Source organism: Thermaerobacillus caldiproteolyticus (assembly GCF_013761245.1).
GTDB lineage: Bacteria > Bacillota > Bacilli > Bacillales > Anoxybacillaceae > Thermaerobacillus > Thermaerobacillus caldiproteolyticus.
In genome coordinates, this window is the sequence record NZ_JACDUT010000004.1 from 56,578 (window position 1) to 70,189 (window position 13,612).

The window sequence follows — 13,612 nt, forward strand, 5'->3', positions numbered from 1 at the left end:
ATTCAACCAGAGGCATGGTCATCGCTTATGCAAGGCAGGCTTTTGGATGAACCTTCCTGTTGAAGTTGTAAATGTGGAAAGTCACTAGTACAAATTATTCTTTGTTAGCATGCCGTATAAAGTATCATCGAATTAAAGAAAACGCCGATATTTTCGACGAAAATCGATCATTAACTATGAACAAGTACGTAGATAATTTTGTTTTTTTATTTGAAACGATATGGAGGCTTCGGATTGAAAAGAAGCCTCTTTTTTGTAAATAAAATAACTAGGATAAAATGGAAGTTGTATATGTATTCGCATTTTCCATACTAAGTAGTAAATAAGCCGCATTGTTTGACGTATGAATTATCCCTAAAGTAAAATAAATATTAGTATAAACATATTTCTAAGTATGTTATACGAAAAGTAACGGAGGGTGTATTCATGTTCTTCCATCCAATGGATTTTTTAATTATTATCGCGTTCGGCATTTCGCTATGGGCCCAATTTAAAGTGTCAGGAAACTTCAACAAATGGTCAACAGTACATGCATCATCTGGGTTAACAGGTGCGGAAGTCGCGCGCATGATTTTGGATCGCAATGGTCTTTACCATGTACCAGTAGAAGTAGTACCAGGAAGATTGACTGACCACTATGATCCAATTTCACGTACAGTTCGCTTATCAGAACCGGTGTATTACGGTCGTTCGATCGCTGCGATTTCAGTGGCAGCGCATGAAGTCGGACACGCTGTGCAACATAAACAATCATACGGTGCGCTAGTGCTCCGTCACCGTATGTTTCCAATTGTTAATTTTACGTCTGGAGTCGCACCATTTTTACTTTTAGCTGGATTTCTTTTTAAACAGTTTTCTTTGCTTGGACTTGGAATTATTTTCTTTTCATTTGCCGTAGCTTTCCAACTTATCACGCTTCCTGTCGAGTTTAATGCAAGTTCAAGAGCGAAAAAATTTATGCTTGCGGAAGGAATCATTGGTCATAATGAGGAGCGCGGCGTCAACAAAGTGCTAGGAGCAGCCGCATTAACGTATGTGGCAGCAGCGCTCATTTCAGTGCTTGAGTTACTAAAATACATTCTTATTTTTACGCAAAGTAATAATAGTGAAGAATAAAGAAATAAAACCCTGTCTGTAGGAGGTGTAATCCGCACGCGAACATCGTGTGCGGAAACCAATTGGACATATTTAATTTAGTGATGGTGGCATTACTTATTGCATGTACGGGCTTTTTTGTCGCATCGGAATTTGCGATCGTCAAAGTCCGTAGCTCACGAATTGACCAATTAATTAGTGAGGGAAACAAACGAGCGGTTGCTGCCAAAAAGGTGATTTCCAACCTCGATGGATATTTATCGGCAAACCAGCTAGGGATTACGATTACGTCTTTAGGACTCGGATGGCTTGGGGAGCCGACCGTAGAGAGATTGTTAATGCCGTTATTCGAGCGGATTCATTTGTCGGAGTCGCTTTCCCACATTCTATCATTTACGATTGCGTTTGCCAGTATTACTTTTTTCCACGTCGTTGTTGGGGAGCTTGCTCCAAAGACGTTTGCCATTCATAAAGCGGAAGCCATTACGCTTCTTACCGCTCAACCGCTCATTTTGTTTTATAAGGTCATGTATCCGTTCATTTGGACGCTGAATAATTCCGCCCGTATTGTTACTAGAATATTTGGCTTGAAGCCTGCTGCGGAACATGAAATTGCTCATTCTGAGGAAGAATTGCGTCTTATTTTATCAGAAAGCTACAAAAGTGGGGAGATTAATCAATCGGAGTACAAATACGTGAATAACATTTTTCGTTTTGATGATCGTGTTGCCAAAGAAATTATGGTGCCACGAAAGGAAATTATAGCTCTCGATATTCATCGAAGTGTAAAAGAAAATTTAGAAATCATTAAAGAGGAAAAATATACACGTTATCCTGTTATCGACGGAGATAAAGATCACGTTCTTGGATTAATTAACGTGAAAGAAGTGTTTACAGACCTTGTAACGAATCCTTCTCAAGAAAAAGAAATGAAAGATTATATTCGCCCGATTATTCAAGTAATTGAATCGATTGCCATTCATGACTTGCTTGTGAAAATGCAAAAAGAGCGCATTCATATGGCGATTTTAGTCGATGAATATGGTGGTACATCCGGGCTTGTCACTGTCGAAGATATTTTAGAAGAAATCGTTGGTGAAATTCAAGACGAGTTTGACGTCGACGAAATACCAATGATTCAAAAAATTGATGAGATGCATACGATTATTGACGGAAAAGTGCTGATCAGTGAAATAAACGATTTGTTTGGTTTGTCGATTGATGATACGGATGTGGACACGATCGGTGGTTGGATTTTAACAGAACACTATGATATTGCAGTAGGAGATAGTGTAGAAGTTGATCGTTATTCATTTAAAGTGTTGGAAATGGATGGCCATCATGTCAAGACGATAGAAGTGACAAAGCGAGAGCCTGAACAAGTAGAAGATGAGACAAGTGAAATGGATAAAGAAGTACGATTGCACTTATAGGCAGACTTGGTTACTATCAAGTCTGCCTTTTTGTTGCTAGTAAAAGCGAGTGATGTCTTTGGGAAATACATTATCACGAACAGGGGCAATGCACGTGATGGGATCATTCGTGAACGGATGAGAAAACGAAAGTTTCACTGCATGAAGGGCTTGCCTTTGTGCTTGTTCTGAAGAACTGCCATATAGTGTATCGCCGACTAACGGATGTCCAATGTAGCTCATATGAACGCGAATTTGATGAGTGCGCCCCGTATCTAAAGAAAGTTCTACTAGCGATGTTTGTTGTTGAAATGATGGATCAAGAACACGGTAATGAGTAACGGCTGATGCTCCTGTTTTTGACACCCTTCTTCTTGTCGGATGGTGTCGGTCGCGACCAATCGGTGCAGCGATTGTTCCTGTTTTTTTCTTCACAATTCCATGAACAAGAGCCACGTATGTCCGCTTAATTTTTCGCTGTTCAAGCATTCGATCTAACATCGCTCCTGCCAGCGCGTGTTTGGCAAATAAAATGGCTCCCGATGTATCACGGTCCAAACGGTGAATATGACGGACTTTTGTAAAAATACCTTGCGATTGCAAATAAAATGCGACCGCATTGGTTAATGTTTCGGTTTTGGTTTGTTCCGTCGGATGAACGTCAATCCCAGCTTCTTTATTGATGACGAGAAGATGCTCGTCTTCCCATAAAATCTCAAGCTCGCGATATTGCGGAACGATGTCTAAATGTTCTGGTTTGTAAAGCCATAATTGCAAGCGATCGTTTTTTTGTAATAACGTATGCCATGGAATGACTTGTCCATTCAATTTAACACCTTTTTCGATACGGAATTGATGCATAAGTCTTTTAGGGACTCCCCATGTTTCTTTTAATAACCTTTCAATGGAGTGTCCCTGCCAATCAGGAGGAATAACAAATTCGATCCATTCTCCTTTTCGAGTTGTAATCAATTTTCTCACCTCAAATTTTCACTAACAGTGGAAACACTTTCTACCGTCACGAGTTGATAAGTTATGATACACTCATAGTATCGCTTGATGGCTATGGTATGCAAGTGAGATGGGATGAAGTCGAGTAATGAAAAAGGTGGTATGAACGTTGAGAGTTGTCTACGCAGCAACAAAAGAACAAGAGGAGTATATCAGCAGTTTAGCTCATTATTTTTATAGTCACATTTTTCCACGTTACTTTGATGACGAGCAAATAGAGGAATTTCAACATTTACAAATTCTTTCTTTTCAAGGAGGAGAATTTACATATAATGGGACAATGCGAGAAGCGTTTCACATTATTTCATCACTACAATCATTGATTACCATTATTGAATGCATAGAGGAAAATGGAGGGTATGATGAATACCGAGATTTATTTGAGCGTAATGTTACTTTACTAAGTCAGTACGGCATTGTATTTCCATTTACGCTTAAACAATTTAGCAAGAAACGACCGTTTATCTTCAGCAAGTGTGCACCACGGGAAAGCGATCGATTTATGTAGATGCAGTTAAGATTAGGGGCTCTTTGAATAAGAGCCCTCTTCCATTTTATAAAAGGTAAGAAAGCATAAATTTTAAAAGTCCTAAATGCCTCATGTTCGGGGGGAGAGTATTTGCCCAGCTCACTTTCTTAATGATTGAAACCACTCGCGAAAGACAGCTTCATCATGGTAACCATCGATTCGTTTCACTTCTTTGCCGTGCTCATAATGAACAATCGTCGGTGTTCCATCAATATGGTATTTGTCCCAGCCTTCTTCAAATTCACGTAAGTTAAACATTTTTAAGTCAATGCCCATTTCTTTTGTCATCGGCACGACAATTGGAGTTGTTCTTTGACAATGCGGACAAGTAGGGCTGTAAAAGTAGACGGTCACCGTTTCGTGATTTGCTAGTTTTTTCTCTAATTCGTCTGGCAAAATAATGTTTTGATAGTTTGGATCGTCAAGCTGTTCAACAGTAGCTGGATCAAGTTCTTTTTTGTGATATGGATTATCTTTTACCTCTTCTTTTTGCTGATAGGACGTGACAAAAGCAATAGCGGCAAATAACCCAATGATGACCGCGCCAAAAATGATCAGTTTTTTCAATTTAGTTCCCTTCTTTCGCTTTACGAATAATGATTATACTTAGCACACTAATCAAGAAAAAGGCTGTCAATGCTAAAAACGGAATCGTAATAAAACCGAACCAATTAATATATTGCCCCGTGCATGGAACACGACCACACGAAATCGAATGTTCTTGAAAAAAAGGGATTTTTTGCATTAAGTAATGATAAAGAGAAATCGTTCCCCCGATAATTGATAGTGTCAAACTATAGCGCGCAATCCCGTATTCTTTTCGAATGGCTGCTAGTCCTAAAAGAATCACTTGAGGATACATGAAAATGCGTTGAAACCAACAGAGGTCGCATGGAATAAATTTTAGAACTTCTGAAAAATAGAGGCTGCCTAATGTTGCGATCAGAGAAATCCCCCAAGCGCTAATAAGTAAATTTTCGAGCGCTTTTTCTTTTTTATTCATATAAATCCCCTTATTCCTAAGTATTTTTACCATTTTTATTATAGTAGAGGGAAAAAGGAATGTAAAATATATAGGCACATATATCTTTTTATAGTACAATGTAAACATGAAATCGTTTTCATATACATAGATGGGAGTGAGAGACGTGGAGCGAAAGTGGTGGAAAGAGGCGGTTGTGTATCAAATTTATCCGCGCAGCTTTAAAGATGCCAATGGTGATGGAATCGGAGATATTCGCGGCATTATTTCCAAACTTGATTATTTGAAAGAGCTCGGAGTTGACGTTGTTTGGTTATCGCCTGTTTATAAATCACCAAATGATGATAATGGCTATGATATTAGCGACTATCGTGAAATTATGGACGAATTTGGGACGATGGAAGATTGGGAAGAAATGCTGGAGGAAATGCATAAGCACGGTATAAAACTAGTCATGGATTTAGTCGTTAACCATACATCTGATGAACATCCGTGGTTTGTTGAATCGAGAAAATCGAAGGATAGCCCGTATCGCGATTATTACATTTGGCGTTCAGGGAAAGATGGAAAGGAGCCGAACAATTGGGAGTCTGCTTTTAGTGGCTCGGCGTGGGAATATGATGAAACGACAGGTGAATATTACTTGCATCTCTTTTCAAAAAAACAGCCTGACTTAAACTGGGAAAACCCGAAGGTGCGCCAAGAAGTATACGAAATGATGAAGTTTTGGCTCGATAAAGGTGTCGACGGTTTCCGTATGGATGTCATTAATATGATTTCGAAAGTGCCGGGATTGCCAGATGGTGAGCCTCAAGAAGGGAAAAAATATGCATCAGGCAGCAAATATTTTATGAATGGACCGCGTGTGCATGAGTTTTTGCAGGAAATGAATCGGGAAGTGTTATCAAAATATGACATTATGACTGTTGGCGAAACTCCTGGTGTAACGCCAGCGGAAGGAATTTTATACACCGATCCCGATCGTCATGAGCTAAATATGGTGTTTCAATTCGAGCATGTTGGCTTAGATTCAGGTTCAGGCGGAAAATGGGATATTAAACCGTGGTCATTAGCGGATTTGAAAAAAACGATGACGAAATGGCAAAAGGAATTAGAAGGAAAAGGTTGGAACAGCCTTTACTTAAATAACCATGACCAGCCTCGTGCCGTTTCTCGTTTTGGTGATGATGGAAAATATCGAGTCGAATCAGCAAAAATGCTTGGCACGTTCCTGCATATGATGCAAGGCACGCCATACATTTATCAAGGGGAAGAACTAGGAATGACGAATGTGCGCTTCCCATCAATCGAGGACTACCGGGATATCGAAACATTAAACATGTATAAAGAACGCGTGGGAGAATATGGGGAAGATCCCCAACAAGTGCTCGAGAAAATTTATTATAAAGGTCGTGACAATGCGCGAACTCCGATGCAGTGGGATGACAGTGAACATGCCGGCTTTACAACAGGTACACCGTGGATTCAGGTCAACCCAAATTATAAAGAGATTAATGCGAAGGCTGCGCTGGAAGATCCGAATTCTGTGTTTCATTATTATAGAAAGTTGATCCAGCTGCGGAAAAAGCATGATATTATCGTCTATGGCACATACGACTTAATTTTAGAAGATGACCCATATATTTATGCGTATACGCGCACATTAGGAGATGAAAAATTAGTCGTCATCACCAACTTCTCTGGCAAAACACCAGTTTTCCTGCTTCCTGAGGAAATTACGTATACGACAAAAGAGCTGCTTATCAGCAATTATGAGGTCAGCGAAGAAGAAGATCTCCGCGAAATTCGTTTACAGTCGTGGGAAGCACGTGTCTACAAAATTCGATAACACCATGTGGGGCGGTTTCAGTAAAAAAGCCGCCTTTTTTATTTTTTCATACAAAAAAGTAAATATGTAAGCATTATTTTCTACCCATATACACACGAAAAATGGTCAGACTAATCGGTGAAAGGAGAGGATCACATTGAACAATAATAATAAAGTCGAAAGCATTATGACAAAAAATGTAGCGACTGTTTCTCCTAACCAAACAGTTCAAGAAGCAGCCCAATTAATGAGCCAGAAAAATGTTGGTGCACTTCCAGTAGTGGAAAATGGTCAAGTAAAAGGAATAATTACAGACCGTGACATTACTCTTCGTACAACGACACAAGGGAAAAATGCTTCTTCCACTCCTGTATCACAAGTCATGACGACAAACATCGTGACAGGAACGACAGATATGAGCATAGAAGAAGCAGCAAATGTCATGGCGCAGCATCAAATTCGCCGCTTACCAATCGTAGAAAACAATCAACTTCGTGGCATTGTGGCCTTAGGTGACATTGCGACGAACCATGCTTATGACGAAGCGGCAGAACAAGCTCTTACAAATATTTCTGAACCATCCCAACCACAAGCTTAACTCAAAAAGGATGTCTCATTTTCATGGGGCATCCTTTTCATTATAAAAGGAATATCGTATGATGATAACGAATAAAAAGAGTAAAGGAACAAAATGTGGAGGGATATGGATTGAGTTGGAAAAATAAGTATGAGCAATGGAGCACTTATGAACATTTAGACCAAGAATTAAAAAAACTGCTGCAAGAACATCGTGATGATCATCAATGGTTAGAGGATTGTTTTTATAAAAACTTGGAATTTGGTACAGGAGGAATGCGTGGCGAAATCGGTCCCGGCACGAACCGGATGAACATATACACCGTACGTAAAGCATCAGAAGGATTGGCACGATACATAGAATCATTTGGTGAGGAGGCCAAAAAGCGCGGGGTCGTCATTGCGTACGATTCTCGTCATAAGTCCCCGGAATTTGCAATGGAAGCGGCGAAAACGCTTGCAACACACGGCATTCAAACTTATGTATTTGATGAATTGCGGCCGACGCCGGAACTTTCGTTTGCCGTCCGTCATTTACAAGCGTTTTCTGGAATTGTCATTACAGCGAGTCATAATCCACCTGAATATAACGGCTATAAAGTGTATGGAGAAGACGGAGGACAACTTCCACCGGATATTGCTGATCGTGTTATTCAATATGTTAATGAAGTGGAAAATGAACTTACGATTCCAGTCGAGGAAGAGTCGACGCTAAAAGAAAAAGGACTCATTCGAATTATTGGTGAAGAAGTCGATCGTGCTTATATCGAAGCTGTAAAAACGATTTCACTCAACCCACAGCTTTCACAAGAAGTAGACGTAAATGTCGTATTTACACCGCTTCACGGTACAGCCAACAAGCCAGTCCGTCACGCTCTTGAAGCGCTTGGATATAAGAAGGTCGTCGTCGTGAAAGAACAAGAATTTCCAGATCCAAACTTTTCAACGGTTAAGTCACCAAATCCAGAAGAACATACTGCATTTGAATTAGCGAGAAAAGTCGGCAAAGAGATAGATGCTGACTTATTAATCGCTACAGACCCGGATGCCGATCGTTTGGGGATTGCTGTCAAAAATGACAGCGGTGAATATATCGTATTGACAGGAAATCAAACGGGTGGCTTACTGCTTCATTACATTTTGTCGCAAAAGAAAGAAAAAGGAACATTACCGAAAAACGGCATTGTGTTAAAAACGATTGTGACATCTGAATTTGGACGGGCGATTGCCAAGTCTTTCGGGCTAGAGACGATTGATACGTTAACGGGGTTTAAGTTTATCGGAGAAAAGATTAAAGAATACGAACAAACCGGACAATATGTTTTTCAGTTTGGATATGAAGAGAGCTACGGTTATTTAATTGGTGATTTCGCTCGTGATAAAGATGCAGTTCAAGCAGCGGTGTTAGCGGTGGAAGTATGTGCATTTTATAAAAAGCAAGGTATGTCATTATACGAAGGATTGTTGCAATTATTTGATAAATATGGATATTATCGTGAAGGATTACAGTCATTAACGTTAAAAGGGAAAGAAGGAGCAGAAAAAATTCAAGCGCTTTTGACAGCGTTTCGTCATGAACCGCCAGCAGAAGTTGCAGGAAAAAAAGTAACGATTATTGAGGACTATAAAACGAGCGAACGCTTCGACACAGCCACTGGAGAAAAAACAGAGATTATACTCCCAAAATCAAACGTACTGAAATATTTCTTAGAAGACGGCTCATGGTTTTGCTTACGCCCTTCAGGAACAGAGCCAAAAGCGAAAGTTTATTTTGGGGTAAAAGGACATTCTTTAGCAGATAGCGAAAAACAACTTGAGCAGCTTTCTAACGCTGTTATGAAGCAAGTTCATGCGTTTTTAAATGCGACAGCTGATAAGGCGTAATGCCTTATCAGCTGTTTTTGTTTTTATGTCGTACGAAATTTTTATAGTTTTTTGGGGATATTAACGACAAATATTCCGAATGATGGAGGGATGTTCATGTCACTCAAATCTAAAGTTCTTGTCGCCATTTTGCTTGGCAATTTAGCAACTATCGGCCCCTTTTTTTCGCTTAAGGAATCCTCTTTTCCTAATGTTCAAGCAGCAAGTGAATCAGTAATTGCACGTGATGTTCCAAAAAATGTGATTTTGCTAATTGGAGATGGCATGGGAATTGGACAACTTGAAATCGCTCGGTTATTTGAATATGGGAAAAATGGACGCCTCTTTATGGAATCATTAGAGAATGTCGCTTTAATGCATACATATTCATCCAATAATATTGTGACAGACTCTGGAGCAGGGGGAACGGCGATTTCAACAGGAAAAAAGACAAAGAATGAGTCGATTAGCGTTGATGAAAACGGTCGTGAGATTGACAGCATTTTGGACGTATTTAAAGCAAATGGAAAAAAAGTAGGGGTTATCTCTACAAATACGGTAACAGACGCAACACCTGCTGCGTTCACGGCAAGCGTAGCAAACCGCTGGGGTCAAGAAGAAGTAGCAAGACAACTGGTTAAGAATGAATACGATGTTCTTCTTGGGGGAGGTTCACAATATTTCAGTCCTAAAAAACAAAATGGAGAAGACTTAATTGAAAAATTCCGTAAAAAAGGCTATGCCGTAGTCACGGACCGCAATGAGCTAATGAAGGTGGGAAGACCGAATAAATTGCTTGGTTTATTTCATCCGTCTTATATGAGTTATAAACAGGATAGAGAAGAGTACAACAGCAATGAACCAACACTAAATGAAATGACAGCGAAAGCATTAGACGTACTCTCTAAAGGAAAAAACGGCTTCTTTTTAATGGTTGAAGGAGCCCGTATTGATCATGCATCACATGCTGCAGACATTCCTGGTGTTTGGAAGGAGACGATTGAATTAGATAATACAGTGCGTGATGTGGTCAACTGGGCGAAAAAACGGAATGACACATTAATTGTTGTATTGGCTGACCATGAAACGATGGGAATTTCTGCGACAGAACCGATGAACATAAAGGGACTTAAGAAAATTCGTGTTTCTCCTGAATATATGGCAGCAAAACTAGTAACAGACAAGACTACAGGTATGTTTACAAGGGAAAGTGTAAAGACAGTATTTAAAACATATGCCTACATTGACTTAACAGATAAAGAAATAACAGAGTTTTTGCGTAATGTGAGGGAGACTAAAGGAAAAGTTTATACATCTTTTGCAGTAGCGTGGGAAATTGGTTCAGTTATTGCTAAACATTATAAAGTCGGCATCGTTGACCGAGCGATTCGTGCGGAAAGCTCAACAGGTGGCCATACGGGTAATATGGTTCCGGTATTTGCCACGGGAGTTGGTAGTCAAATTTTTGAGGGAGTTTTAGATAACACCGATATATCAAAATTAATTGCGAAAGCGGCAAAACTTGAATTTAATCCGGGCGAAAAGGTTAAAAGGCAATCAAATAATTAAAGTCGGCGTATAAAAATTCGACAGTTTTCTTTCTGTTTTTGCGAACCATGCGAAAAATTGTTCCTATGTTGTTTTAGTTGCTTATCATCATGTAAACGATTACTATATTATATAAAGATGGCATATAAATTAGAGATAGTTTGCGTGTGGAAGGATGTTTTTAATGTTAAAAAATCAAGTGGCTATTGTTACAGGTGCTTCTCGAGGGATTGGAAAGGAGATCGCCCTTAAATTTGCAGAGCAAGGGGCGAAGTTGGCGCTTGTCGGAAGTTCCGAAGACATTTATCAAACAGGCAAGGAATTGAGAGAAAAAGGATTTAACTATATTGAAACATTTCAAGTCGATGTGGCAAACGAACAACAAATGAACGAAATGGTGGCAAAGACACTTGAAAGATTCGGACAAATCGATATACTCGTCAACAATGCAGGAATCGGCTTTTTTAAATCGATAGAATCAACAACCATCGAGGAATGGAAAAAAGTATTTGAGGTCAATGTACAAGGTGTCTTTATTGGAGTTAAAGCGGTACTTCCGCATATGAAAGAAAGAAAATCAGGAACGATTATTACGATTTCGTCAGATGTCGGGCGTTATACGATTCCAAACGGTGCCGCTTATACAGCAACGAAATATGCAGTGCAAGGCTTTTCTGGTTCGTTGGCACAAGAAGTAAGAAACTACGGCATTCGTGTCGGCACGATTAATCCGGGAATGGTTGATACGTACTTTGCCAACTCTGTGCAAGGTGTACCGGAAAAACAAGATTGGTTAAAGGCGGAAGATGTTGCTAAAGCCGTTGTGTACATGGCCGGTGCCCCGAAACATATGCTCATTGATGAAATTGTTCTTCATCCGCTCATTCAACAGTATCCTATTGCTTAATGTGAAAAGACAATGCCGATAGCGGTGTTGTCTTTTTCTATCTACTTTACTAAAGGGGGAGAGGGAGATGGAAAGAGAAAAGCAGCGTATTCAAGAATTGCAAACATTAAAATTAATTGCGGAAACATTGAATGAGGCAAATGATTTGGAAGAAATGCTACAGGCGGTATTAAAACAATTAATGCAAGTGATGAAATTACAATGCGGATGGGTTTTTTTTGTTAACGAAAAAGGAGATTTTTCACTTGTTGCTGACTATGAATTGCCGCCTGCTCTTACATGGGGAAATAAGAAACCGATGTGTGAAGGTGATTGTTGGTGTTTGGATAGATGCAAGGATGGACGATTGCAGCGGGCAGCCAATGTCATTGAGTGCAAGCGGCTAGAAGATGCCATAGAGGAGAAATGGGGAGACACTAATGGCATTACACATCATGCCAGTATTCCGCTCCGTGCCGGTGAAGAGAAATTTGGATTATTAAATGTTGCTGCCCCTCACAAAACCCACTTTACGAGCGAGGAACTGGCATTGCTTGAAGCTGTTGCTTACCAAATCGGTACCGCTATTAAGCGCATAAAGCTTGTAGAAAATGAACAAAAACTTGCGTTATTAGCTGAACGAAACCGGTTAGCGCGTGATTTGCACGATTCCGTTAATCAATTATTGTTTTCACTGCTTTTAACGGCGCGCGGTGCAAAAGAAATGACGGAAGACGAAAATATGAAAGACACGTTTACTTACATTCAGCAATTGGCGCAAGAGGCTCTTCATGAAATGCGGGCGCTCATTTGGCAGCTTCGTCCACAAGGGTTAGAAAATGGGCTGGCAAGCGCTCTTAAGCATTACGGAAACATGCTTGGATTGAAGATAGACATTGATATTCAAGGAGTTATTGATTTACCAAATGAAGTGGAGGAATGTTTATGGCGTGTTGGACAGGAAGCGCTGAACAACTGTAAAAAACATGCTGGTATTTCAACGGTCTATATTGTCATTAGTGTACAAAGCAATAAGGTCAAAATGAGTGTTCACGACCAAGGATGCGGATTTCACTACATTGGAGAAAATACGCTTTCTCTTGGCTTAAGCAGCATGAGAGAGAGAGTAACATCGTTAAACGGTGAGATTCACATCAAAAGTACCATTGGCGAAGGGACGACCATTCAAGTAATGATTCCATTGAAAAGAGGGAGAGGATAATGGGAATTAAAGTGCTCATTGCGGATGATCACCACGTTGTTCGCCGGGGATTAGTGTTTTTTTTAAAAACACAAAAAGAGATCGACATCGTTGGCGAAGCAGCCAATGGCGAGGAAGCGGTACAACGAACGAAAGAGCTTCAACCGGATATTGTTTTAATGGACTTAGTTATGCCTGTCATGGATGGTGTTGAAGCAACGAAAAAAATAAAGGAAATATCCCCTAACACAAAAATTCTTATTTTAACGAGTTTCGCCGATGAAGATTATGTCATCCCAGCTATTCGTGCTGGTGCATCGGGATATCAGTTAAAGGATATTGAACCGGACCAGCTTGTTGAGACCATCAAATTAGTCTATCGAGGCGAAAACCAGCTTCACCCAAAAGCTACGACTCATCTCATGACCCACTTATCAAAGCGAGAGACTCACGAAGAACGATTATTAGAGGAACTAACAAAGCGGGAGAAGGAAGTACTTGCGGAAATTGCTAAAGGAAAAAGCAACAAAGAAATTGCTGCCTCACTCATGATTACAGAAAAAACAGTAAAGACGCATGTGTCGAATATTCTCGCAAAATTAAATCTTGCTGATCGCACGCAAGCTGCTCTTTATGCGGTGAAGCATCTCAGACTTTAGTCGTAGCATCTTCTTTGGCTAA

General features: G+C 40.0%; 13 protein-coding genes. 10 read left to right on the top strand and 3 right to left on the bottom strand.

The window, feature by feature from the left end; translation table 11 throughout:
• Positions 1-426 precede the first annotated feature (426 nt).
• Both HNR31_RS07245 and HNR31_RS07250 read left to right on the top strand, forming a co-directional pair.
• Entirely contained in the window at positions 427-1,116 is a 690-nt protein-coding gene (locus tag HNR31_RS07245) for a zinc metallopeptidase (RefSeq protein WP_181555591.1), read from the top strand.
• 62 nt (positions 1,117-1,178) lie between these two features.
• Positions 1,179-2,528 carry a hemolysin family protein gene (locus tag HNR31_RS07250; protein WP_181555592.1) on the top strand — a complete coding sequence of 450 codons (1,350 nt, stop codon included), beginning with the start codon at positions 1,179-1,181 and terminating at the stop codon, positions 2,526-2,528.
• 36 nt (positions 2,529-2,564) lie between these two features.
• On the opposite strand, the gene HNR31_RS07255 is transcribed toward HNR31_RS07250, so the two are convergent.
• Positions 2,565-3,476 (bottom strand): RluA family pseudouridine synthase, encoded by a 912-nt coding sequence (locus HNR31_RS07255; RefSeq protein ID WP_181555845.1) that lies wholly within the window; start codon positions 3,474-3,476, stop codon positions 2,565-2,567.
• Between the two features lie 151 nt (positions 3,477-3,627).
• On the opposite strand from HNR31_RS07255, the gene HNR31_RS07260 reads away from it, so the two are divergent.
• Positions 3,628-4,026: a YhcU family protein gene (locus tag HNR31_RS07260; protein ID WP_181555593.1), complete on the top strand. Its 399-nt coding sequence runs from the start codon at positions 3,628-3,630 to the stop codon at positions 4,024-4,026.
• Between the two features lie 120 nt (positions 4,027-4,146).
• On the opposite strand, the gene HNR31_RS07265 is transcribed toward HNR31_RS07260, so the two are convergent.
• Positions 4,147-4,614, bottom strand: a complete 468-nt coding sequence (locus HNR31_RS07265) for a thioredoxin family protein (protein ID WP_181555594.1) — start codon at positions 4,612-4,614, stop codon at positions 4,147-4,149.
• A gap of 1 nt (position 4,615) precedes the next feature.
• A complete protein-coding gene (locus HNR31_RS07270) occupies positions 4,616-5,050 on the bottom strand; it encodes a disulfide formation protein C (protein WP_181555595.1) in 435 nt (144 codons plus the stop codon).
• Between the two features lie 145 nt (positions 5,051-5,195).
• On the opposite strand from HNR31_RS07270, the gene HNR31_RS07275 reads away from it, so the two are divergent.
• The 7 genes from HNR31_RS07275 to HNR31_RS07305 all read left to right on the top strand — a co-directional run bounded on the left by HNR31_RS07275 (position 5,196) and on the right by HNR31_RS07305 (position 13,590).
• A complete protein-coding gene (locus HNR31_RS07275; protein ID WP_181555596.1) occupies positions 5,196-6,878 on the top strand; it encodes a glycoside hydrolase family 13 protein in 1,683 nt (560 codons plus the stop codon).
• Between the two features lie 130 nt (positions 6,879-7,008).
• On the top strand, positions 7,009-7,455 hold the full coding sequence (locus HNR31_RS07280; RefSeq protein WP_181555846.1) for a CBS domain-containing protein: 447 nt from the start codon (positions 7,009-7,011) through the stop codon (positions 7,453-7,455).
• Positions 7,456-7,565: 110 nt separating this feature from the next.
• Positions 7,566-9,317, top strand: a complete 1,752-nt coding sequence (locus HNR31_RS07285; RefSeq protein ID WP_181555597.1) for a phospho-sugar mutase — start codon at positions 7,566-7,568, stop codon at positions 9,315-9,317.
• 96 nt (positions 9,318-9,413) lie between these two features.
• The gene (locus HNR31_RS07290) at positions 9,414-10,865 is read left to right on the top strand and encodes an alkaline phosphatase (protein ID WP_181555598.1); all 1,452 of its coding nucleotides are present in this window, start codon (positions 9,414-9,416) and stop codon (positions 10,863-10,865) included.
• A gap of 163 nt (positions 10,866-11,028) precedes the next feature.
• The gene (locus tag HNR31_RS07295) at positions 11,029-11,751 is read left to right on the top strand and encodes an SDR family oxidoreductase (RefSeq protein WP_181555599.1); all 723 of its coding nucleotides are present in this window, start codon (positions 11,029-11,031) and stop codon (positions 11,749-11,751) included.
• 67 nt (positions 11,752-11,818) lie between these two features.
• Positions 11,819-12,952 (top strand): GAF domain-containing sensor histidine kinase, encoded by a 1,134-nt coding sequence (locus HNR31_RS07300; protein WP_181555600.1) that lies wholly within the window; start codon positions 11,819-11,821, stop codon positions 12,950-12,952.
• The gene (locus HNR31_RS07305) at positions 12,952-13,590 is read left to right on the top strand and encodes a response regulator (RefSeq protein ID WP_181555601.1); all 639 of its coding nucleotides are present in this window, start codon (positions 12,952-12,954) and stop codon (positions 13,588-13,590) included. The genes HNR31_RS07300 and HNR31_RS07305 overlap by 1 nt, the downstream gene beginning before the upstream one ends.
• Positions 13,591-13,612: the final 22 nt, after the last annotated feature.

Excerpts from the sequence above, each read along its gene's own strand:
- HNR31_RS07245 (WP_181555591.1), top strand. The coding sequence starts at position 427 with ATGTTCTTCCATCCAATGGATTTTTTAATTATTATCGCGTTCGGCATT.
- HNR31_RS07270 (WP_181555595.1), bottom strand. The coding sequence starts at position 5,050 with ATGAATAAAAAAGAAAAAGCGCTCGAAAATTTACTTATTAGCGCTTGG.
- HNR31_RS07290 (WP_181555598.1), top strand. The coding sequence starts at position 9,414 with ATGTCACTCAAATCTAAAGTTCTTGTCGCCATTTTGCTTGGCAATTTA.
- HNR31_RS07295 (WP_181555599.1), top strand. The coding sequence starts at position 11,029 with ATGTTAAAAAATCAAGTGGCTATTGTTACAGGTGCTTCTCGAGGGATT.
- HNR31_RS07300 (WP_181555600.1), top strand. The coding sequence starts at position 11,819 with ATGGAAAGAGAAAAGCAGCGTATTCAAGAATTGCAAACATTAAAATTA.
- HNR31_RS07305 (WP_181555601.1), top strand. The coding sequence starts at position 12,952 with ATGGGAATTAAAGTGCTCATTGCGGATGATCACCACGTTGTTCGCCGG.